Raw genomic sequence first — 21613 nt, 5'->3', positions numbered from 1 at the left:
GCACGGGGCCAGAAGGCTTTTTTCAATAGCCCAGGCGTCTTACCCTAGCCTGAAACAACTATGTCTAATAACTAATGGTGCAACATCCAAGGTCGCCCACAGGATTGGGAGCGATATTTTGGCGAGTTTGGATCAGAATTTGAGTGCTGTTCACGCTTGATCAGTTTGGGTTCTCTTCCCCCCTTTGAAATAGGCAAAGAGCTGGAAAGCTGAACCATGGGAACTGAAATGAGACGTTTCCCTTCCTGATTGCAAGAAGGACAATAGGCCGGATCTCGATATTGAGATAAGGGCCGCCATACCTCAAACTCCCCACAGGTTTGACACTTAAACTCATACAGCGGCATCTTCCTATTCCACCCCCTTGAACGAGGCATCGGATAACATTCACCTAGGGAGAATATCTATGTCGAAGATTTGCGTAGGAACAGCCACCGTACAGCAAGCATTGGGAATATCGACGATCCCACTCACTCTGCCCTCCACCGGTGCAGAACTGAGCAGCAGATAAGCTTGTTCTCCCGTAAAGCCGAATTTTTTCAGATATTCGATGGCATTTAAGCAGGCGCGTCGATAGGCAATGTGAACATCCATATAATGCTGCTTACCTGTAAGCTCGTCCACAGAAATGCCCTCAAACACAAGGTATTCCGAGTAACGTGGCTCAACAGGGCCGGGCTTAAAAATGGGGTTAACCAATCCGTACTTCTCAACACCACCCTTGATTAGATCGACGTGGAGATCGATGTAGCCCGACATCTCAATAGCGCCACAAAAAGAGATCTCCCCATCCCCTTGCGAGAAGTGAATATCTCCCATCGACAGCTTGGCACCCTCCACGTAAACCGGGAAGTAGATCCGTGTTCCTTTAGACAGGTTTTTAATATCGCAATTACCGCCGTGCTCTCGCGGGGGCACCGTCCGAGCCGCTTCAGCAGCAACCCGCTCATACTCTGACTTGGGCAAAGTTCCCAAAATTGCGTTCTTGGGATTGGGCAAGGCGGCCAGCACAGGCTGATTGCCGGATAGCCCCGCGCCGTAAGTGCGCAAATCGGGAGCCGAAGCGACCAGCTCAGCTTCCCGCTTATTCCAAGCCGCCAGCAACTCGTGAGATGGGGCACAGCCAATGAGGCCGGGGTGAATGATGCCGGCAAAGCGCACATGGGGAATGTGTCTGGAAGTGGTGTAAATGCCTTGAAAATCCCAGATGGCTTTGGCCGCGTTGGGAAAATGATCGGTGAGGAATCCCCCTCCATTTTCTTTGGCAAAAATACCTGTAAACCCCCACTCGTCTCCCGGCAGTGGCCCAATGTCTAACAGATCGACAACCAGGATATCTCCAGGCTGGGCGCCGTTAACCCAAATAGGCCCACTCAAAACATGGACAACGCTTAGGTCAACCTGCTCAATGTCGGAAGGATCATCGTTGTTTTTGATTTGCCCATCCGTCCAGTCTTTACACTCAATTCGGAATACCTCGCCAGGGTTTACAGAAACCACAGCGGGAATATCAGGATGCCAGCGGTTGTGACCCGGTAGATCCTGTTGATCCATTGGCTTAGTCAGGTCAACTTTAAACAGCGTTTTGGGCATGGGATCCTATCCTTGAGTCATCACTCTGCGGTCAGACTTTGAATGCACAAAAGCCTATCTCCAATAGAGAAGCTAATACTGTAGTAAGAGCTACAATTCATAGTGCTGTTATCTACAATTACCGCGAAGAGATGCTGCGGCAGAACATGATCCAGCGCCTGGCCGAGATGAGCGTCACCTACGGGCGCATCTCTCCTCAAGAGTTGGAACAACGGCGAGCAGCCCTAGCCCAAGAACGAGCGGCAGGATCTTCCTTCTCAAGCTGCCCCCGGCCTCGTCTAATGCTGGATCCCGCCCATCAGCAGCCCTAGCTGCTCTTCGGTGGCCTCTTCAGGCGTGAGTTCTCCCACCAGGTGGCCCTCATGGATCACCAAAATGCGATCCGACAAGCTGATCACCTCATTCAAATCCGCCGACACCAGCAGCACCCCCATGCCCTGATCCCGCGCCTGCAGGATGCGCCGATGAATGGCCTCGATGGCCCCCACATCCACCCCCCGCGTCGGTTGGGCAGCCACCAGCACCTTGGATCCACAGGAAAGCTCCCGCCCCACAACGATCTTCTGGGCATTGCCCCCAGAATAGCGGCGGGCCGTCAACACGGCCGTCGGCTGGCTTTTCTTTAGAAAGGGACATTCAGGCCCTTTCTTGAGCTCCCCGGCATCTGGGATCCTCAAGTTCTGAAAACTCCACTGCCCTCCATTGCCGCAACCGGCTAGTTGAGCGCCTGCACCTGATCCAGGAAGTCTGCCACCGTCAGGGATCCCAGCTCCTGTCCATGGCGCTGGCGCACGCTCACCGTTCCTGCCGCCTGTTCCTGTTCCCCCACGATCAGCATGAAAGGGATCCGGGCCTTCTCGGCATTGCGGATTTTTTTGGGCAAACGATCGCTGTCGGCATCGATGTGGACGCGGATCCCCTGCTCTCGCAGCTGATCCCGCACCTGGGTGGCGTAGCCCAGATACTGATCGGAAACGGGCAAAATACGCACCTGTTCCGGGGCCAGCCAGAAGGGAAAATCCCCAGCGTATTCTTCGATGAGGATCCCAATCAGCCGCTCCAGCGAGCCAAAGGGAGCGCGGTGGATCATCACCGGGCGTTGCCGGGATCCGTCCTCAGCTACGTATTGCAGATCAAAGCGCTGTGGGTTTTGGTAATCCACCTGCACCGTGCCCAGTTGCCACTCCCGATCCAGGGCGTCGCGGAAAATAAAATCCAGCTTTGGCCCATAGAAGGCTGCTTCGCCGATCCCTTCAAAATGAGGCATCGAGAGCTTCTCTACAGCGCGACGGATGGCATTCTCGGCCCTGTCCCAGTCCTCAGGGGATCCCAGATATTTGTCAGACTTGGGATCGCGGAAGCTGAGGCGGGCGCGAAAATCTTTGAGTTTAAGCTTGTCGAAGACCACCAAAATGAGATCGACAACCTTGAGAAACTCCTCCTCCAATTGATCGGGGCGAACAAACAAATGGGCATCGTCCACCGTAAAGCCACGCACTCGCGTCAGACCTCCCAATTCCCCCGATTGCTCATAGCGATAGACGGTGCCGAATTCGGCATATCGTAGGGGCAAATCGCGGTAGGATCGCAGCTCGGATTTGTAGATTTGGATGTGAAAAGGACAATTCATCGGCTTCATGACAAAGCCCTGTTCAGCCGCACGCGCCTGCTCATTCTCCGCCATCATGGGGAACATATCTTCCCGGTACTTTTGCCAGTGGCCGGAGATCTTGAACAAGTCCACACGGGCAATATGAGGGGTAACCACCGGCAGGTAGCCCCGCTTGAGCTGCTCCTGCTTGAGAAAATCCTCCAGCACCCAGCGTAGGGTAGTTCCTTTCGGAGTCCAAAGGGGCAAGCCCGGACCCACTTCATCGGAAAACAGGAAGAGACCCAGTTCTTTGCCCAGCTTGCGGTGATCCCGCCGTTTGGCCTCCTCCAGCCGCCGCTTGTATTCCTTCAGCTCCTCTGGAGTTTCCCAGGCGGTGCCGTAGATGCGTTGGAGCTGCGGCTTGGTTTCATCCCCCCGCCAATAAGCGCCGGCCACGCTGAGCAGATCGAAAGCTTTGGGGTTGAGCTCTTGGGTGTTTTCCACGTGGGGACCAGCACAGAGATCCCACCATTCATCCCCCAAGTGGTAAATGCTGATGACCTCCCCTTCGGGAATGCTGTCTAAGATCTCCAGCTTGTAGGGTTCTCCGAGGGCTTCGATGCGGCGCCTGGCCTCTTCACGGCTCACCTCCTCGCGGATCACCGGCAGGCCCTTTTTGATGATTGCCTGCATCTCTTTTTTGATGCGATCCAGATCTTCCGGCGTGAAGGGCTCGGGATGGTCAAAATCGTAGTAGAAGCCGTAGTCGGTTGTGGGGCCGATGGTCACCTGGGCCTTGGGAAACAGCTTTTGCACCGCCATAGCCAGGACATGGGAAGTGGTGTGGCGGATGCGCTCCAGTTTGGGAGACTCGTGAGTGCGCAGCAGTTTGAGGGTGCTGTTGGCCTTCTGAGGTGATTCGGCTGGCTGAGACATCGGAACCTGCTTTGAAACAAACAAATCAAATACTGTGTCCCTATCTTAGGCTGGGGCGAGAACGGCAGGGATCCCCAGCTAATCAATTCCCCTGTTTGCCGAGTCAACCGCGAACCTCACCTCACGACTCGGCCCGGAACAAGGGGGGAAAGTACACAGTATCCTAAAGGGGTTGACCCCCTTACCCGAGCCATGATCTCTTCGCCCACCAACTTCACGGAACGCTCTGTCACCTCTGCTTCCCCAGTTTCCGAAACCAGCCCGGCTTCTCGTTCTGAATCTTGGGCGGCCCCCGTTCTGGCCGCCATCGATGTGGGCAGCAACTCTCTCCACATGGTGGTGGTGCGCATCAATCCCCGTATCCCCAGCTTCACCATCATCTCCCGCGAAAAAGCCACCGTGCGGCTGGGGGAGTTTTGCAGCCAGACGGGCGCCCTCACGCCTGCAGCTATGGAACGGGCCCGGACGGCTCTGGAGCGGTTTTGCCGCATTGCTGAGAGCTTTCAGGTGCAGGATATTGTTGCCGTGGCTACCAGTGCTGTGCGCGAGGCCCCCAATGGGCTGGAGTTTTTGAAGCGGATTGAACGGGAGCTGGGCCTGCGGGTGGAGTTAATCTCGGGGCAGGAAGAGGCCCGCCGCATCTACCTGGGGGTGCTCTCGGCGATGGAGTTCCACAACCGGATGCACGCGGTGGTGGATATCGGCGGTGGCTCCACAGAGCTGATCTTGGGCAATGGCCAAGAGCCGGAGTTTCTGCGCAGCGTCAAGGTAGGGGCAGTGCGTCTGACCCAGGCTTTTTTGCACCACGACCCGCCCACTTCTGCCGAACTGCAAGCCCTGCGCCAGCACATCCGCGGCATGCTGGAATCCCCCATCGAACAGATGAAGCGGATCCTTGCCTCTTCACAACAACAGGGATCCCTGCCTTTGGTGGGCACCTCTGGCACCGTCGAGTGCCTGGCCCAGTTGGATGCCCGCCGTCGGTTGGGCGCTCTCCCCCATCGCCTGCAGGGGTATGAGTTCAGCCTGGAAGCCCTGCGCGGCTACATCAAAGAGCTGCGCTCCCTCACGGTGGCCGAACGGCAAAAGCTGCCCGGCCTGGGGGAAAGGCGGGGGGAGATCATCCTAGCCGGGGCGGTCATCTTGGAAGAAGTGATGACCCTGCTGGGGGTGGAGCGGATCCAGTTTTGCGAACGGGCTCTGCGGGAAGGGCTGATCGTGGACTGGATGATCGGCCAAGGGCTGATTGAGGATCGGCTGCGCTACCACAGCTCGGTGCGGCGGCGCAGCGTCCTCAAGTTGGCGGAAAAATACCAGGTGGAGATCCCCTATGCCGAGCGGGTGGCCGAGTTTGCCCTCAGCCTTTTCGATCAAACCCGCGGCATCCTGCATGGCTGGGGATCCCGGGAGCGGGCTCTTCTCTGGGCGGCGGCCATGCTGCACAACTGCGGCCACTTCATCAGCCATGCCGCCCACCACAAGCACTCCTACTACCTGATCCGCCATGGAGAACTCTTGGGCTTCAACGAAGAAGAGGTGGAGGTGATCGCCAACTTGGCCCGCTACCACCGCAAGTCGCCCCCCAAGAAGAAGCACGAGAACTTCCAGCGCCTCAGCGACGAGCGGGATCGCCAAGTGGTGCTGGAACTGAGCCCCCTGCTGCGCGTAGCCTGTGCTTTGGATCGCCGCCGCCTGCAGGCCATTCAAGCCCTGCACTGCCGTTTTCAGCTCCTGGGAGAAGGCCCCCGCCGCATGGAGTTGATTTTGGATCCCAGGCATCCCAAGGACGACTGTGCCCTAGAGTTGTGGAGCTTAAACGAGAAGAAAAAAGTCTTCGAGCAACAGTTCAACCTGCAGGTAATCCCCAAGCTCTCTACCCAGATCCAGCGCAGCGCCGATCCCTTTGAGGCAGCAGTTTAGCCTTCTCGGGGATCCTAGCTAAGGGGCGATGGTAATGGGCGAGGGGCTGGTTTGGGTGGTCTTTTGGCCCCCTCTTTGCAAAATCACCTCGATGATGCCGTTGTTGACCGGCTGCATGTTGAAGGGCAACTGCTGCTGGGTTTCGTATAGGCCCGGCGCCACCTCCCGCATTTCGACTTCCGGCGTTACCCCAACAATCCGAAAAGCAGCCCGCCCCCCCGGATCCCCTCGCATGGTGACTTTGAGAATTTCTCCCATGCGCAGATTGGTGCTGTTGGTGGTGACACTGAAAATCTGGGGCAGTCCCGTGGCGACGGGTGCGGAAACCGGCTGAATGGTGGAGCGGGTTCCTCTGGAGCCATCGATGGAAAAAGGAAAAATCTCCCGATGTTCCTGGCTGAGGCCGTCCTTGGTGAGCACAATCCTCAAGGTGGGATTGTTGGCCTGGTGGGTGGGGGCTACCACGTAGGTGCCTTCGTAGTGGTTGGGTCGTACCTCCCGCATCGGCTGGTTCAGGGCCAGATTCCCCAGATCAAACTGGGCGATCCCTCCAGATTCCCCCCAAATGGCAATGGTGAGAATGTCCCCTTCCACCAAGTCGCGCTGGGGATCCAAGCGAATGGCCTCAATGCGCGGATAGCGATTGCCGGCTGCAGTCAGAGGGGCTGGCTGCGGCAGAGGAGCTGGGGGCGGAAATACTGATTCCACTGGCGGAGGAGCAACATTGCCCAAGGCCAGTTGAGGTAGCCGCCGTTGAACGCGGGTACTGACGCCATTGAGGGTCAACTGAATACTGATGTCGGGGCCAAAGACGGCATCCTGAGGACCAAGGCTATAAACTGCGCGGTAGTAGCCGGGCTGCACCTCCTGCATCGGCAGACCCTGAACCACGCCGCCGATATCAACCGTAGCCCTGCCGTTGGGAGTGGCCTGCGCTTCAATGGTCAAGGTTCCCCCTGCAGGAACACTTCCTCCCTCGGGAGTGATCCGCGTTTGGAAGATTTCGGGTTGGACAGTCTCGGCCACCCGGGCTGGGGAGGGACGCAACTGGGCCACAGGGGGTGGCAAGGGCAGAAGCTGACCGCGATACACCAGGGCCTGATGCAACAACACCGCCCCTTCTGCTCGCCTCAGCACGCGATTGGGCTGAAGACGAGCTGGATCCGGCACATTCACCAGCAGCCCCGCTTCGCCTGCCATGGCCACAAAAGCCCGCCCTACCTCCGGCACATCAGCCGCATCGGTGTACAGAGCCATCCAGCGCTCAATGTCGGCCTGGGTGGGAGCAGGCAATTGCAGAGCCCGCACCAAAATGGCCAGGGCTTCCAGGTGGGTGATATCCCCTTGCGGGCGAAACTCGTTGCCCTCGTATAGGCGCATGGCCCCCGCCTGCAGCACGGCTTGGGCAGTCCAATAGTCGGGGGTGTTGGGCTCCAGGTCGCGAATCTCCTGCACCTGGTTGGGATTGGGAATGTAGCCGAAAAACTCCGTCAGCCACTGGGCCAATTCCAGACGGGTCAGGGTGGCTGACAGGGGTTCTTGGGTGATCACCACATCTGTCTGACGTTCCAGAGCCGCCACGTAGGGGTCGGTCCAGGCCAGCGAGGCTTGCTGCTCCACCCCTTGGGACCAAGCCGGCAAGCTGATACCCGACCAGCCCAGCGTCCAACACAAGCTCAGAGCTAGGGGCCACGAGCACCGCATAGCTGTCACTCCTGTTCCAACAACATCCCCTCAGGGCCAGCTTATCTCAAACTTCCGCCCCATCCTCAAGCCCTCGATGCCCCTTGGGATTGCGCCCTTTGGCAGTGAGATTCTGAAAACTCGGGTAAGAAGGTTCGCCGCAGGGATCCCTTAGGAGATTTTACCTATGCAAGACGGGATCCGGCTTGACAGCAAAGGGCCTAAGCAAGGGTCTCGTAACTTGTAGTTGTGCATCCAAATCCTTATCATTGTGTTATAGACTCAGAAAGTTCAGAAAGCACTTTTGCCCCTACCCTAGGGAGGAGTTTCATGGCTGGCAGCACCGGAGAGCGACCTTTTGTCGATATCATTACCAGTGTCCGCTACTGGGTTATTCACGCCCTGACCATTCCCGCTTTGTTTTTGGCAGGCTGGCTTTTTGTGAGCACCGGCCTGGCCTATGATATTTTTGGCACCCCGCGCCCCAATGAGTATTTCACGGCAGAGCGCCAGGAGTTGCCGATCGTTAGCGATCGCTTCAATGCTCTGGAGGAGCTGGAGAGGCTGACTCGCTAGGAGTGCCCGTGGGTAAGTGGACTATTCGTTGTTGCAATTTGTAAGTTGATTGAGCTTTTTGCGTAGGGTGATATCTATGGCCACTAAATCTGATGAACCCGTTTTTTACCCTGTTTTTACCGTCCGTTGGCTGGCGGTACATACCTTGGCGATCCCAACGGTTTTCTTCTTGGGAGCTATTGCTGCAATGCAGTTTATTCAACGGTGAACCCAATGGCTGATCAACCCGAAAGGAATCCCAACTCCCAACCTGTCGAGCTAAACCGCACTTCCCTTTACTTGGGTTTGCTGCTGGTGTTTGTGGTTGGGCTGTTGTTCTCCAGCTACTTTCTCAACTGAGGCCAGGATCCCACTCTGCTCTTGGAGTTGGGAAAGAGCGCAGGGGACAATGCTGGCTTTTGGCTAGCCCTTGCTCCCCTTTGCTAAGTTTACTGAGAATGTAATTGCTGCTAGTTCTGTCTTTTTTGGAGACCAGTTGCTATGACCAGTCAAGCAAGGATCCCTTTGTGGATAGTGGCTGTGGTTGCCGGTTTGGGTGTGATCACGGTAGTTGGGCTTTTCTTCTATGGCTCCTATGTGGGCTTGGGCTCGAGCCTGTAAGTTTGAGGTTTTTAGTCTGTTAGTCTGGTAGTAGCCCGCAATAGGTAGGGGTACAAAGCCGCATGGTTTTTATGGCCTAGCTGAATTCAGTTAGGCCTCTCGATGCTGTTGTATCTACCACTTTTTCCGGGGCTACCCATCACGTTGAAATCCTTTTTGGTGACCAATGCAGGGGAGTCTGTTCCAGTTCCCCAGTATTATCGCCAAGCACAAAAGCGGTTACAGAGATTACAGCGGTCATTATCCCGCAAGAAGCAAGGGTCAAACCGCCGTAAGAAAGCCTTAAGGCGAGTGGCGAAGGCCAATCTCAAAGTAGCCAATCAGCGCAAGGATTTCCACTACAAGACAGCCAACTGGTTGTTAGGGTGAGTGTTGAGAGGATGTCACAAGAGCTATCTCTGTGTTAAGAGAGCATGAACTTTTTTAACGATCCGGGTGGTGGTTGCCGAGAGGGTAACTTAGGCCCCGTAGAATGAATCGCAAAATTCCAGGCAGGACATTCGGACATGGATTACATTCGCACCTTTAACGACGATCCCTGCGAGGGGCATCTTTCGACGCCCATCAGCGATTCTCCTGTCACCCGTCTGTTTATCAACAATCTCCCCATCAACCGTCCTGGCTTATCGCCGCTGTTGCGGGGTCTAGAAATTGGGCTGGCCCATGGCTATTTCTTGGTAGGGCCAGAAATTGTGCTGGGGCCGCTGCGGGATTACCCTGAGGCAGCTAACTTAGGCGGGCTGGTTACGGCGATGGCGATTGTGCTGCTGGGAACCGCCTGCATGTCGGCCTATGGCAGCGTTACCTTCGGAAACAAGCCGGAAACACCGGGGGCCGCTCCTCTGGCTACAGCTCGGGGTTGGGGGGATCTGACGGCAGGATTTTTCTTGGGAGGTATGGGTGGCGTGTTCGCTGCCTATTTCCTGCTGGAGAACTTTGCCGGGATCGACGCCATCTTTCGAGGGCTGGTAAATTAGTTGTCAAGTTTGTCAAGTCACTTGAGAGGAGCAAAATCATGACCGGTTCTTACGCTGCTGCTTATCTTCCTTGGATTTTTATCCCCATTGTTGGTTGGCTGCTTCCTGCAGTGGGCATGGCAGTGCTTTTTTTGTACATTGAGCGGGACTAGTCCCGGAGTGCTTTGATACTCACTAGTGCTGATTAATTTCAATTATTTCAGGCTAGAGATCAACCCCAGATATTGAGGCAGGGATCCCTTTTTTAGGGATCCCTCTCTTTTGGTCAGGATGATTTCCAGCCGCGCTACCAGAGTCCCGAAAGGCGAAGGCTGTCCCCTCACCTCTTTTTTTTAGGAAGGGAGCATTTCCAAAGGACTTTAGATTGGAGCAGGATCCGGCGAGCTGATCCCAAGCCAACAAGGGGAAGGGCAGCTTCTGCAACACCCTTTTAAGTTTTAAGAAGGAGGAGTCGATGGCCAGCCTTAACTTTCCAACCCTGCGTATAGGCGATCCCATTCAAGAGGGCAGTTTCCAGGTTTTCCCTCTCTTTTCTCAGGGGGAGCAGGAAGTTGCCTATCGCCTTCCAGATCTGCAAACCCAGGAAGCAACCATCACCGAGGTGAGCGAGGCCGGAGCAGTACCTCACCTGGTTGTGGAAAACCACAGTGAGTTCCTATTGCTGCTGGGAGTACCGAGCAGAGTCCCAGCGGGGCGACCAAGGCTCAGCTCTGTTCCATGACGGGAAGGTGGTTTATCTCTCGGCAGTCTCTCGGCAGTAGTGCCAGGCTTCTCACCTAAGCTGGTTCCCCCTTTGGGGGATCCCTAGAAATTGGAAAAAGATTGGAAAAAGAAATTGGAAAAAGAAATTGGAAAGAAAAAACATCCTGAGTTAGCTCGGTCACCGCCTGTTTGGCTTCCTGGCGGCCTCGGCAATACCGCTCTAACCGCTCGCTAACGGAGATGGGATCCCCGACGGTCACGTGAACCCCCCGCCAGCCTAGGCGAGGGCGGGCTGGGTAGGATTCCCCTCGAAGGCGGGCCAGCACATCAAATAGAATGAGGGCAGTTTCTGCCAGCCGCTCAAAAGAGGGTTTGCTCAGCAAATACTCTTCCTGGACGGCTACACAGCTTTCCACCAAGCGCATGTGCTGCAGGTAGAGCGTTGCCTGGTGGGCTTTCCAGTCGAGCAACCCCCGCTGCAGGGGAGACAGGGATCCAGGATGCCGCAATTCTTCTCGGTAAATCTGGATCCAGGCGACTTCTTCAATGCGGCGGCAGCGGCTGTTCCAATCCCCCTGGGGAGATAGGCCAAAGTAGGTCTCTGCGGTTTCCAGGGCTCTGTGGAGCAGCCGCTCCAGGCGAGCGTTAAAGTGGCCAGGGGCTAGCCTCTGCTCTATCCGTGGTTCTTCTTCATCTCTCCCAGAGATGAAGGGAGGTAGGTCGTAGAAAGCTTCCAGTTGTCCCAGGAGATGCTGGGCTAGGCGGCAGATCCGCTGGGTGTAGCGAAGGTTGGGGCTCCTGGAGGATCTTGGCTCTGGCTTCGGAGGCGTCAACCCACTCAGGTGCTCAAGGCGCGCCAGCAGGCGCTCCAGCTTCGTCCAGGAGGGATCCGTGTAGTAGTACCGAATGCCAATGGGCAGCAAAATGACGGTCTCTGAGCGACCAGCTTTGGCCAGGTCCTCGGCGCACCAAAAGCACAGCTGAGCCATTCCCGGTTCCAGGGGATTGATCCGTTCGCTGTGGCCGTTGGTGGCTCCTTCTGGGGCGATTGCAAAGGGAAATTGCCCATCCAGGAGCAGTTGCCGGGCCGCCTTTAGCGCCACCCGATCCACCCTCCGACCGCGGCGTATAGGGATCCCGCCCAGGCGAGACAACAGCCACCCCAGCCATTCCCCTCCCCAGAGGGGCATGCCCCGGTCGTAGAGAAAATGGGCGTGAAGGGGTTCTCGAAGGCGGATCCCTTGTCGACGGGCGGCTTCGGGCACCAGGCGAGATAGAACGTACAGGCCCACCAGCGGGTCATCCACCTCCACATGTCGGAAAGCCAGGACTAGGCGAATTTGACCCTCCTGGAACTGGTGGTAGAGCCGCGCCAAGATCTCCGCCCCTGTGGCCTCGATTTTGGCAATGCCGGAAGGCAGCCAGCGCCGCACCCTCACCCGCAAGAGCAGGGGCAGGATCCCGTGGACGAGCCGTAGCACCCAGGCGCTATAGGCGGGCGGAATAAAGTCGAGGGGAGGACGGGCAAAATGGGGCGGTGGTGACAAGAGCAAGATTTGTTCCCAAGGTAGCTCAAGAGAAGAAGTGTAGTTAAACGCAAATCAGATTCATATCCCATCGCTCAGATTATTCATCAAGTCGCTACAGAGATCACTGGATATGCAGCCATTCTCAATCAATAATCAATATCAACAATCAATATCAACAATATCAATGATTGAGATCCTTCCCCTGAGACCCCACGCCGTCGGCGCAACCGCTCTCTACTCTCCTCAAGCCCCCGACCCCTCTCTCACAAGGGGAGATGAGAGTTGGGAATCGTGGCCATGTCGTGCCCTTTACATTACTTTCTTTGTCTTCCGTTGCAGTGAAGACGCTCTCTTCTCTCTACTTTCGTCTCTTAACTCAAGGTGGCTACAGGCTGGGCCTCTGCCAAGAGCGCCTGAGTTTGCAGGTCGGTGATGGTGACCAACAAGCGCCGCGAGCTATCAATGGCAAATTCGACGCGAAGGCGATCCTCTCCCACGCGGCCAGGGGGCTGCAAACGGGCCAGACAAACCGGTAAGGACTCCGTCTCGCTGAGGCGAATGGGCAGGGATCCAAGAGGAGCTAGGGATCGGAAATCGGTTTGCCGGGTGAGCTGCCGGCTGCTCATCCGCCCCAGCTCGTCGTAAACCACTTCCGACTGGACTACCTGGGCCACTTCTCCCACCTCTAGGCGAATCTCCGTTTGTCCGTCGTTGGCCACTTGCAGGATCAAGGGCTCAGCCCGTCGGCAGGGATAGGGGCTGCCCTGTTCGAAGAGGGGGTAGTAGATGTAGCTTTTCTGCAAGGGATCCCAGAGGCGGAGGGCATAGCTGTGGTGCAGGCGATCCTCCAGCTTCACCTGGCGGCCCACCTGCAGGGCGCCCAGGGCCACAGCATCGAAGGGGCGTTCGCAGCGCACTTTCTTTTTGCCGAAGTAGGAGCGCAGCAGCTCTTGAACTGCTGGCAGTTGGGAGCTGCCTCCTACCAAGAGCACCTGCTCAATTTGGTTCTTGCCCAATCCCCTCGCCTGGGCGGTGAGGAGAACGTCGTCTAGGCACTGGCGGATTTGATCCAAAAGCTGACGAGCTTCCAGGATCTCTTCCAGCTCCTGCCGGCTTAACTTCAACTCATGGGCAGTGAGGGCTTCGTCGTCAAACCAACTGCCCACCGCTTCCATCTGAGTGGAAAGGGCGATCTTGAGCTGTTCCGCCTGCTCCAGGAGGTTGAGCCAGCCCAGAGCTCCAATTTGCTGTCGGCTTAGCCCCAGTTGCTGCAGTAGGTAGTCGGCAATCCAAATGTCGATGTCCACCCCGCCCACATAGGCATCGGCCTTGGCGATCACCTCCGCTTTGAGGACAGGGCTACCCGCTTGGGGAGCGAGGGTGCGCACCAAGCTGAGATCCAAGGTACCGCCGCCGAAATCCACCACCAGCACTAGGGATCCCGGCTGGCCAACCGCATAGCCCAGGGCTGCTGCCGTGGCTTCATCGACAATTTGAACGGGATCCCAGCCACAGGCACTGGCCACTCCCCGCAGCCAATTGAGGTAGCGCTCAAAAGAGCCGACAGGGGCGGTGAACACCAGCTGTTGCGGCTGCAGGTGTTCTTTCGGGACAGCTTCCATCACCGTCTGCAAAAAAGCTTGGGCCACCCTCTCGGCGTCGTAGCGCTCTCCATCTAGAACTCGCGGCGGAGGGACAAACTCCGCCACCAAGTCCCGCTTAAACCCCTGAAACAGCCGTTGCGGATCCACTGCCCCCCACCGACCGGCGCGCACGGTTTCCCCCACCAGGAGCTGGCCTTTTCCCTTCACGTAGACCAAGCTGGGAATAGCCGAGTGGTCTGGGCGAGAGAGGCCGGGAAGAGTGAGGAGACGGGGCACTGCTTGGGCGGGATCCCAAACTGCCACCACCGTGTTGCTGGTGCCAAAATCAATGGCTAGGGTCGCTTTGGGGGCAGGTGCCATCAGCTCAATCCTCCAGGCAGGGAACGGCTGACTTTGGCTGGGCAGAGGATGTGGTCACCGCGGCGGTAGCCGACAAAGCGAATGTAAACGGGATCCCCCTTCTGAATATCCGGCTGATCCGGCTGATGCCGTTGCGGATCAAAGGGGACGGACTCCAGGGGGTTGCCGATGGGCTCATACCCCCAGCGCTGCAGCAGAGCGTCTAAGGAGCGAAACAGAGCTGTCACGTTTTGGGCCGGCCAATCGGGCTTGCGCTGGGCAATCTGGCGGACAGTGGGGTAGCTGGTCAGCAGCGGCTGCAGCAGAGAGAAGAGGACTTCTGAGGAATCGGTGGATTCCATTTTGTCATTCCCGTTGAGGCGCAGTAGGGATCCCAAATCCCACTGCAGAGCGGCAGCCAACTTTCGCAGTTGCTCCAGGCGCAGGGATCCCCACTTCCCTCGGCGCACCTGATCAAGGGCGCGGCGGCTGATCCCCGCTTGGGCCTGTAAAGCGCGCCAAGAAGACAGGCCAACAACCCGCATGCGTTCCTGCAGCCAACTATCCAGCGGTCTCTCGGCCATTGGGTTTTGCCAGGGATCCCTACGATCATGCCCCAACTTGGGTCTAGCTCAGGGATCGGCAAGGCGCAGGGAACGGGCTATAGCTTCCACATCTCGGTCATAGCGCTCGCGCCGGCTGGCCGGGTACACGAACTCAAAGCCAGCTTGCAGCGAAGGGCGGACAACTGTTTTGAGATAGAAAATCCGCTGGCCAAAGGGCTCCGCACCGCTGACACGAACGGGCTCGTAGCCGGAGACCACGAAGAAATCCCGGCCAACGGTTTGGTAAGTAACCTGGCGCTGGTTTTCCCGGCTGCGGCGAAGTTCTTCCTGCAGGGCGCTGGCGGGCGTTGCTTGAAAAATGTTGTACCCACCCCAAACGCGCAGCTCAGCCCCGTCTTGACCGAGAAACACTTGGCCATCGCCGTTGTCCGATTCCCCTTGCGGAATGAAGTCTGCCGGGTAGTCGATGCGGTAGCCGAAACGGGCATTGAGATAGGGCCGGAAACCGGCTTGGGCAACGGGAAGGGCAGGGGCGGGAGCAATGACGGGGATCCCCGCTCCTAGGATCAGTCCGGCAAGCAGACAAGCTAGGCGAGCAGCAGACTTCATGGTTTTGATTGCTCTAATCTGTAGCTATCCTAAGCTCTCTCACCTCCAGCCCCTCTCCTAGGGGGACAGAATTTGGTTTGTCCAAGCTCTTTCCCAAAAGACAAAGGGAATAGGAATCCAAGTTTCACTGCCGTTGAGAATGGGTCGGTTGCGCCGCTTGTATCTGGGTGCCACTTGAAATAGTAGGTATAGCATCTTTTTCGAGAGTTTGAAATAAAATACCGATTTTTGGGCCACTATTTTGTTTTGTCGACCAAGTTTAAGTTTGCCGATCAACATCAGGGTTTTGGCCGGAGCGCAGCCGTTCAATTTCTTCTCTTGCCCGCTGGATAGCGCCGCAGTTGTCTACTGCTGCCCAGGTGGAGGCCAGAAACAGTCCGGGTAGGGAAACCTCTCCCTCGTCGTCGCTAAACAACACGCCAAGGAAGAAACACCAGCCCAGAAAAACCATCAAAGCTTTCCACCGCCGCGTGTAGAGGTAGGCTCCGAAGGCAAGCAGAATAGACAGAAGGATCACCATCCCCTCGGACTTTTGAGAAAGGGCATAGGTGCGCCGCACCTCTTCATCTCTGCGCTTTTGATCTTCTTGCTGGAGCAACTCTTGCAGATGCTTGTCCATAAGGCCGCCTCAAAATCGGACGGCCTTATCTTAAAAATCCTGGGAAGACCCTTGTTCAAAACAACTTTTCGGGATCCCACGGCAGAAGAAGAGAGGCGAGACTGGTCATCGCCCCTTCCTTCTGTAGAATGGGAAAGCCTCTCTCTAGTTGCAGGCTACAAGGCCCGGACGGACTCTGCCATGACCTCAGCTTCTTTTGCTTTTTCCCCTCGTGTTTTGGATCCTCTCGACCCTCAAGTGCGTCCGGATCCCCAGGGGCGGTTTGGGCCGTTTGGGGGTCGGTTTGTGCCGGAAACCCTGATGAGCGCCCTAACGGAGCTGGAGGAAGCCTTTGAGCATCACTGGCGGGATCCCGACTTTCGCGCCGAGTTTCACAACCTGTTGCGGGATTTTGTTGGGCGGCCCAGCCCCCTCTACTTTGCCCAGCGGCTAACCGAATACTACGGCGGCCCGCAGATCTACCTCAAACGGGAAGATCTCAACCACACCGGCGCCCACAAGATCAACAACGCCCTTGGCCAAGTGCTGCTGGCGGTGCGCATGGGCAAGCGGCGGATCATTGCCGAGACTGGCGCCGGCCAACATGGGGTGGCCACGGCAACCGTGTGCGCCCGCTTTGGCCTAGAATGCGTCATCTACATGGGGGCGCTGGATATGGAGCGGCAGGCCCCCAATGTGCAGCGGATGCGCCTTTTGGGCGCTGAGGTGCGGGGAGTGGAATCGGGCACGCGCACCCTCAAAGACGCCCTCTCCGAGGCCATCCGCGACTGGGTAACCAACGTGGAGACCACCCACTACGTCATCGGCACGGTGGCGGGGCCCCACCCTTACCCGAAGCTGGTGCGGGCCTTTCACGATGTCATTGGCCAGGAGACGCGGCAGCAGTGCCAGGAAAAATGGGGAGGGCTGCCGGATGTGTTGCTGGCCTGTGTGGGGGGTGGATCCAACGCGCTGGGGCTGTTCAACGAGTTTGTCCGGGATCCCCAGGTGCGGCTGATCGGCATTGAAGCTGCCGGAGAAGGGCTGCACACGCCCCGCCACGCCGCTACCCTCAACCGCGGTCGCATCGGGGTCTTGCACGGGGCGATGAGCTACCTGCTGCAGGATGAAGAAGGTCAGGTGCAGGAGGCCCACTCCATCAGCGCTGGCTTGGATTATCCTGGCGTGGGGCCAGAGCACAGCTACCTAAAAGAAATCGGGCGGGCCGAGTACTACGCGGTTACTGACGACGAAGCGGTGGAAGCGCTGCTGCTGCTGTCGCGGCTGGAAGGGATCATCCCCGCGCTGGAGACGGCCCATGCGCTGGCCTACCTGAAAACTTTGGCCCCGCAGCAAGGACTCCGTCCCGCTAACGCGATCGGCCCTCAGCAGCGGGTGGTGGTCAACTGTTCTGGGCGCGGCGACAAGGATCTAAACACCGTTTTCAAGTATTTGCAGCAGCGGGGACGTAGCTTCTAGAGTACGGTTGTTGTGACCACCAACGGGATTCTCTTGGGTGTTCACCTGCCGAGTTCACTTCACGGTTCGATTGCTGGGTCTTCAAGGACTCCGTCCCGCTAACGCGATCGGCCTGCTCCTGGCTGCGGGGCTGGGCTTGTGGACGGGATCCGTGGGTGGTCCGCACCGCTGGCACAACCGCACGGGCGAGACGGAGTTCAATAAGGACTCCGTCCCGCTAACGCGATCAGCAGGGATCCCCTCTCCCAGCCGGCGACAACCTCTCCCTGACACCCTGCCGGCGCTGGCGCGTCAGGCCATTGCCTACTACTTCGCCACCGGCCAGGTGCTGCCACCTCCAGAGGAGATCCCGCCCCACTGGCGGCGCTCTGCGGGGGTTTTTGTAACGGTGAGTACAGAGGGTCGGCCCCGCGGCTGCTGGGGCAGCTTGGATCCCAGCGGCGAGGACCTGGTCAGGGCCACCATCCGGGCGGCGGTGGGGGCAGTCACCCGCGATTGGCGCTACGTACCTCTGCAACCCGGGGAGCTGGAGTCGGCCTCCATTCAGGTAGCCATTGTGCGGCGGGTGGTGCCCATTGCGTCGGCGGGACGGAGTCCTTTTGCCGCTGTGGAGCAGGTGGATCCCACCCGCATGGGCCTATTTGTCCGCTCTGGAACCCGGGGAGCGGTGTTGCTGCCGGGAGAGGCTTTGACGACAGAATGGCAGCTTGCTACCGCTAAGAGGTTGGCCGGGATCCCTGCCGACCAGCCGGTGGAGCTGTTTCGCGTGGAGGCAGAGCTGTTGCATGAGTTTTGAGGAGGGGGCAGATCTCAACGCTTCGCACTGTTGTCGTGAGTGGCTGGCAGCCGTGCTGGGCAACACTCACGTGCGCTGGGGTTGGTTTGTGGAGGAGACCCTGGTGAAGGTGGAGCGGTTTCCTGCTCACCAGCCCTTGTCCTGGCCGCAGCAGACAGAGCTGTGGCTGGCTCCTGTGGGCTCTGCCCCCCTGCCGCCAGCATCGCCCTGGGTGCATCAGTTGGAGCTGTCGCAGGTGCCGCTGCGGGATCCCTACCCGGGGTTGGGGCTGGATCGGGCTTTGGCCCTGTGGGCTGCTGGGATCCACTACGGCTGGCCCTGTTTGGTCATCGACGCGGGTACTGCCCTGACCCTCACAGGAGCTGACTCTGAAGGATCCCTGGTGGGAGGGGCCATCTTGCCCGGCCTGGGGTTGCAGGCGCAGGCGTTGGCTGATCACACAGCCCTGCTGCCCAAAGTGCAGTGGGATCCGCAGGATCCCTTGCCCCCTCGCTGGGCCAACGACACCGTGGCTGCCATCCGCAGCGGCATCCTCCACACCCTCTTGGCTGGCTTGCGCGAGTTCATTGCCGACTGGCGTCGCCGCTTTCCCCAAGGCCCCCTGCTGCTGACCGGCGGGGATGGGAAGTGGCTCCACCCTCACTTGGGCCCGCTTGACCCAGAGCTGCGCTGGGATCCCCACCTGGTGTTGCGGGGAATTTCCGGCTGCCGCCAGCTGCACCGCACTGCCCGCCACTCCCCTAGTGCAGAATAGAAAACAGTCTCTCCCAGCCGCCTGCGAGTAACGGCTTCTTGCTTGGGGATCCCATGGCCAACGGCAACTCCTTCGGTGTCCTGTTTTGCGTGACCACCTATGGCGAGTCCCACGGGGGGGCGGTGGGGGTGGTGGTGGATGGCTGCCCGCCGCGGCTGCCCTTGAGCGAGGCCGACATTCAGGCAGAGCTGGATCGGCGGCGTCCTGGCCAGAGCCCCATCACGACGCCCCGCCAGGAAGCGGATCGCTGCCAGATCCTCTCCGGGGTTTTTCAGGGCTTTACGCTGGGCACCCCCATCCACATCCTGGTGCGCAACCAGGATGCCCGCCCCCAGGACTACCAGGAGATGGCCACCACCTTCCGCCCTTCCCATGCCGATGCCACCTACCAGGCCAAGTACGGCATCCGCAACTGGCAGGGGGGCGGACGGGCCTCAGCGCGAGAAACCATTGGCCGGGTGGCTGCCGGGGCCATTGCCAAGAAGATCCTGCGCCTAGCGGCAGGGGTGGAGATCCTGGCCTACGTGCAGCGGGTAAAAGACGTGGAAGCCCAGGTGGATCCCAGCTCGGTAACTGCAGAGCAGGTGGAGGCCAACATCGTCCGCTGCCCCGATCCCCAAGCGGCGGCGGCCATGATCCAAAAAATTGAGGAGGCGGCGCGGGAAGGGGATTCGCTGGGGGGAGTGGTGGAGTGTGTAGCCCGCCGGGTGCCGCGCGGGCTGGGATCCCCGGTGTTTGACAAGCTGGAGGCCGACTTGGCCAAGGCGGTGATGTCCCTGCCGGCCAGCAAAGGGTTTGAGATCGGCTCTGGGTTTGCCGGCACCTACCTGACGGGCAAGCAGCACAACGACGAGTTTTACATGACCCCCGGCGGCTGGCACACCCGCAGCAACCGCTCCGGCGGCATCCAGGGGGGCATCAGCAACGGCGAAGACATCGTCCTGCGGGTAGCCTTTAAGCCCACTGCCACCATTCGCCAGCCTCAAAACACCGTCACCCTCAATGGGCAAGAGACGGTTTTGGCGGCGCGGGGACGCCACGATCCCTGTGTCTTGCCGCGGGCAGTGCCGATGGTGGAGGCGATGGTGGCCCTGGTCCTCTGCGACCATCTGCTGCGCCACCACGCCCAGTGCGGATCCCTGGTCTTGCCGGAGGTGCCCCTCCCTGTCGCCGCTGCTCCCCAGGCCTAGGAGTCCCCGGCTATGGCCAAGGCCAAAACCGTCTGGGAGTGCAGCCAGTGCGGCGAGCGCTATGCCAAGTTTTTGGGCCGCTGCGACCATTGCGGCGCCTGGAACACCCTGACGGAAGTGGTCGTCGCCCCAGCGGCCAAGTCCCCACGGGCCCAAGCCCTCGCTCCTAGGTCCAACCGCGCCAATGGGATCCCCCGGTCGGCCCTCCCCCTCTCCCAGGTCTCCTCAGATCGCCACCCTCGCCTCTCCTCCGGCTATGGCGAGTTTGACCGGGTGTTGGGAGGTGGCATTGTGCCGGGATCCCTGGTGTTGATTGGCGGGGATCCGGGCATTGGCAAGAGCACCCTGCTGCTGCAGAGCGCTGCCCACCTGGCCAAGAGCGGGCCCATCTTATACGTGTCGGGGGAAGAATCAGCCCAGCAGATCAAGCTACGCGCCGAGCGGCTGGGGGTGGAAAGCGAGCAGCTCTACCTCTTGGCCGAGACCGACCTGGAGGCCATCGTGGCGGAGATCCAGGCTCTGCAACCGCAGGTGGCGGTGATCGACAGCATTCAAGCCATCTTCTGGGGGCAACTCACCTCGGCGCCGGGATCCGTTTCCCAGGTGCGGGAATGCACCGGCCTGTTAATGCGGCTGGCCAAAAAACTGGGGGTGGCTCTGCTCATTGTGGGCCATGTCACCAAAGACGGATCCCTGGCCGGGCCGAAGGTGCTGGAGCATTTGGTGGACACGGTCTTGTACTTTGAGGGGGATCGCTTCCAAAGCCACCGCCTATTGCGCGCCGTCAAAAACCGCTTTGGGGCAGCCCAGGAAATGGGTGTTTTTGAGATGACCGCCTCTGGCTTGGTGGAGGTGGAGAACCCCTCGCAGCTTTTTTTGAGTAGCCGGGATCAGGCCATGCCCGGAACAGCCACCATCGTCGCCTGCGAGGGCACCCGCCCCTTGGTGGTGGAAGTGCAGGCCCTAGTCAGCCCCACCAGCTACAGCTCCCCCCGCCGCACCTCCACCGGCATTGAAATCAACCGCTTTTTGCAGATCTTGGCTGTGCTGGAAAAACGGGTGGGGATCCCGCTTTCCAAATACGATGCTTACATCGCCTCTGCCGGCGGCATTCAGGTAGCCGAGCCGGCTGCCGACTTGGGGGTGGCAGTGGCTGTGGCCGCCAGCTTCCGGGATCGCCAAGTGGATCCTTTTACAGTCCTGATTGGCGAGGTGGGACTGGGGGGGCAGGTGCGCCCGGTGGCCCAATTGGAGCAGCGCTTGAAAGAAGCCAGCAAACTGGGGTTTCGCCACGCCATCATCCCCAACAGCCCTGTGTTGTCGGATCACGGCCTGCGCCTGAGTCGGGTGCAGCGGGTGTTGGAAGCCCTGCTGGTGGCTCTGCCCGGTTCCCAGAGCGCAGAGTGAACATCCCCTTGCCTTCCACCCGTCGCCGGCTGCTGGGCTCTGCTGCGCCTATCTCCAAAGGCCAAGCAAGGACTCCGTCCCGCTAACGCGATTGGACTCCGTCCCGCTAACGCGATTGGACTCCGTCCCGCTAACGCGATTGGACTCCGTCCCGCTAACGCGAT

The 21613-nt window shown here is 58.8% G+C and carries 23 protein-coding genes and 2 pseudogenes; 15 read left to right on the top strand and 10 right to left on the bottom strand.

Annotated features, from left to right (window positions below; genetic code table 11):
- Positions 1 to 71: 71 nt before the first annotated feature.
- Positions 72 to 347 carry an FmdB family zinc ribbon protein gene (locus ACVWXF_RS04955; RefSeq protein WP_041438561.1) on the bottom strand — a complete coding sequence of 92 codons (276 nt, stop codon included), beginning with the start codon at positions 345 to 347 and terminating at the stop codon, positions 72 to 74.
- Between the two features lie 40 nt (positions 348 to 387).
- Positions 388 to 1593, bottom strand: a complete 1206-nt coding sequence (gene fmdA, locus ACVWXF_RS04950; protein ID WP_414341590.1) for a formamidase — start codon at positions 1591 to 1593, stop codon at positions 388 to 390.
- Between the two features lie 131 nt (positions 1594 to 1724).
- Between fmdA and ACVWXF_RS04945 the strand changes: the two genes are divergently transcribed.
- On the top strand, positions 1725 to 1904 hold the full coding sequence (locus tag ACVWXF_RS04945; RefSeq protein ID WP_457473801.1) for a hypothetical protein: 180 nt from the start codon (positions 1725 to 1727) through the stop codon (positions 1902 to 1904).
- Here the strand turns inward: ACVWXF_RS04945 and ACVWXF_RS04940 are convergent.
- Together ACVWXF_RS04940 and thrS are read right to left on the bottom strand one after the other, a co-directional pair.
- A pseudogene (locus ACVWXF_RS04940) lies at positions 1872 to 2201 on the bottom strand (heme ABC transporter ATP-binding protein); the annotation flags it as partial. The gene ACVWXF_RS04945 and the pseudogene ACVWXF_RS04940 overlap by 33 nt on opposite strands.
- A 107-nt stretch (positions 2202 to 2308) precedes the next feature.
- On the bottom strand, positions 2309 to 4120 hold the full coding sequence (gene thrS, locus ACVWXF_RS04935; RefSeq protein WP_457473800.1) for a threonine--tRNA ligase: 1812 nt from the start codon (positions 4118 to 4120) through the stop codon (positions 2309 to 2311).
- A 192-nt stretch (positions 4121 to 4312) separates the two neighbouring features.
- Here thrS and ACVWXF_RS04930 point away from each other — a divergent pair, with 192 nt between their 5' ends.
- Complete coding sequence (locus ACVWXF_RS04930; protein ID WP_457473799.1) at positions 4313 to 6040, top strand: Ppx/GppA phosphatase family protein; 1728 nt, start codon at positions 4313 to 4315, stop codon at positions 6038 to 6040.
- 18 nt (positions 6041 to 6058) lie between these two features.
- Here the strand turns inward: ACVWXF_RS04930 and ACVWXF_RS04925 are convergent, their stop codons facing one another.
- A complete protein-coding gene (locus ACVWXF_RS04925) occupies positions 6059 to 7744 on the bottom strand; it encodes an S-layer homology domain-containing protein (RefSeq protein ID WP_457473798.1) in 1686 nt (561 codons plus the stop codon).
- A 309-nt stretch (positions 7745 to 8053) separates the two neighbouring features.
- Here ACVWXF_RS04925 and psbE point away from each other — a divergent pair, with 309 nt between their 5' ends.
- The 8 genes and pseudogenes from psbE to ACVWXF_RS04885 all read left to right on the top strand — a co-directional run bounded on the left by psbE (position 8054) and on the right by ACVWXF_RS04885 (position 10597).
- Positions 8054 to 8299: a cytochrome b559 subunit alpha gene (gene psbE, locus ACVWXF_RS04920; RefSeq protein ID WP_011433109.1), complete on the top strand. Its 246-nt coding sequence runs from the start codon at positions 8054 to 8056 to the stop codon at positions 8297 to 8299.
- 76 nt (positions 8300 to 8375) lie between these two features.
- On the top strand, positions 8376 to 8507 hold the full coding sequence (psbF, locus tag ACVWXF_RS04915; RefSeq protein WP_011433110.1) for a cytochrome b559 subunit beta: 132 nt from the start codon (positions 8376 to 8378) through the stop codon (positions 8505 to 8507).
- 5 nt (positions 8508 to 8512) lie between these two features.
- Positions 8513 to 8638, top strand: a complete 126-nt coding sequence (locus ACVWXF_RS04910; protein WP_011433111.1) for a photosystem II reaction center protein L — start codon at positions 8513 to 8515, stop codon at positions 8636 to 8638.
- Positions 8639 to 8779: 141 nt separating this feature from the next.
- A complete protein-coding gene (locus tag ACVWXF_RS04905) occupies positions 8780 to 8899 on the top strand; it encodes a photosystem II reaction center protein J (RefSeq protein ID WP_011433112.1) in 120 nt (39 codons plus the stop codon).
- Positions 8900 to 9028: 129 nt separating this feature from the next.
- Positions 9029 to 9262 (top strand): annotated as a pseudogene (locus ACVWXF_RS04900) (transposase); the annotation flags it as partial.
- A gap of 143 nt (positions 9263 to 9405) precedes the next feature.
- Positions 9406 to 9876: a photosystem I reaction center protein subunit XI gene (locus tag ACVWXF_RS04895; RefSeq protein WP_011433113.1), complete on the top strand. Its 471-nt coding sequence runs from the start codon at positions 9406 to 9408 to the stop codon at positions 9874 to 9876.
- 38 nt (positions 9877 to 9914) lie between these two features.
- Positions 9915 to 10028 (top strand): photosystem I reaction center subunit VIII, encoded by a 114-nt coding sequence (locus ACVWXF_RS04890; RefSeq protein ID WP_011433114.1) that lies wholly within the window; start codon positions 9915 to 9917, stop codon positions 10026 to 10028.
- Between the two features lie 302 nt (positions 10029 to 10330).
- Entirely contained in the window at positions 10331 to 10597 is a 267-nt protein-coding gene (locus tag ACVWXF_RS04885; protein WP_457473797.1) for an ARPP-1 family domain-containing protein, read from the top strand.
- A 55-nt stretch (positions 10598 to 10652) separates the two neighbouring features.
- Here ACVWXF_RS04885 and ACVWXF_RS04880 read toward each other — a convergent pair whose 3' ends face one another.
- From ACVWXF_RS04880 to ACVWXF_RS04860, 5 genes are all read right to left on the bottom strand, one after another.
- Positions 10653 to 12131 carry a 1-acyl-sn-glycerol-3-phosphate acyltransferase gene (locus ACVWXF_RS04880; RefSeq protein WP_457473796.1) on the bottom strand — a complete coding sequence of 493 codons (1479 nt, stop codon included), beginning with the start codon at positions 12129 to 12131 and terminating at the stop codon, positions 10653 to 10655.
- A 347-nt stretch (positions 12132 to 12478) separates the two neighbouring features.
- Entirely contained in the window at positions 12479 to 14071 is a 1593-nt protein-coding gene (locus tag ACVWXF_RS04875; RefSeq protein WP_414344370.1) for an Hsp70 family protein, read from the bottom strand.
- Positions 14071 to 14634: a helix-turn-helix domain-containing protein gene (locus tag ACVWXF_RS04870; RefSeq protein ID WP_457473795.1), complete on the bottom strand. Its 564-nt coding sequence runs from the start codon at positions 14632 to 14634 to the stop codon at positions 14071 to 14073. Before ACVWXF_RS04870 ends, ACVWXF_RS04875 begins: the two co-directional genes overlap by 1 nt.
- Before the next feature lie 48 nt (positions 14635 to 14682).
- Complete coding sequence (locus ACVWXF_RS04865; protein WP_457384328.1) at positions 14683 to 15225, bottom strand: hypothetical protein; 543 nt, start codon at positions 15223 to 15225, stop codon at positions 14683 to 14685.
- A gap of 259 nt (positions 15226 to 15484) precedes the next feature.
- Complete coding sequence (locus ACVWXF_RS04860; protein ID WP_414375464.1) at positions 15485 to 15844, bottom strand: hypothetical protein; 360 nt, start codon at positions 15842 to 15844, stop codon at positions 15485 to 15487.
- Between the two features lie 180 nt (positions 15845 to 16024).
- Here ACVWXF_RS04860 and trpB point away from each other — a divergent pair, with 180 nt between their 5' ends.
- The 5 genes from trpB to radA are packed head-to-tail and all read left to right on the top strand — an operon-like array spanning position 16025 to position 21449.
- Positions 16025 to 17302: a tryptophan synthase subunit beta gene (gene trpB, locus ACVWXF_RS04855; RefSeq protein WP_011433122.1), complete on the top strand. Its 1278-nt coding sequence runs from the start codon at positions 16025 to 16027 to the stop codon at positions 17300 to 17302.
- A gap of 37 nt (positions 17303 to 17339) precedes the next feature.
- A complete protein-coding gene (locus tag ACVWXF_RS04850) occupies positions 17340 to 18098 on the top strand; it encodes an AMMECR1 domain-containing protein (RefSeq protein ID WP_457473794.1) in 759 nt (252 codons plus the stop codon).
- A complete protein-coding gene (locus tag ACVWXF_RS04845) occupies positions 18088 to 18852 on the top strand; it encodes a pantothenate kinase (protein ID WP_457473793.1) in 765 nt (254 codons plus the stop codon). The genes ACVWXF_RS04850 and ACVWXF_RS04845 overlap by 11 nt, the downstream gene beginning before the upstream one ends.
- Positions 18853 to 18905: 53 nt before the next feature.
- Positions 18906 to 20042: a chorismate synthase gene (gene aroC / locus ACVWXF_RS04840; RefSeq protein ID WP_457473792.1), complete on the top strand. Its 1137-nt coding sequence runs from the start codon at positions 18906 to 18908 to the stop codon at positions 20040 to 20042.
- Between the two features lie 12 nt (positions 20043 to 20054).
- Positions 20055 to 21449 carry a DNA repair protein RadA gene (radA, locus tag ACVWXF_RS04835; RefSeq protein WP_457473791.1) on the top strand — a complete coding sequence of 465 codons (1395 nt, stop codon included), beginning with the start codon at positions 20055 to 20057 and terminating at the stop codon, positions 21447 to 21449.
- Positions 21450 to 21613 lie beyond the last annotated feature (164 nt).

It is taken from the genome of Thermostichus sp. MS-CIW-40 (assembly GCF_054058315.1).
The sequence above is the reverse complement of the archived record's forward strand: the minus strand, read 5'-3'. Positions and strand labels throughout refer to the sequence as shown.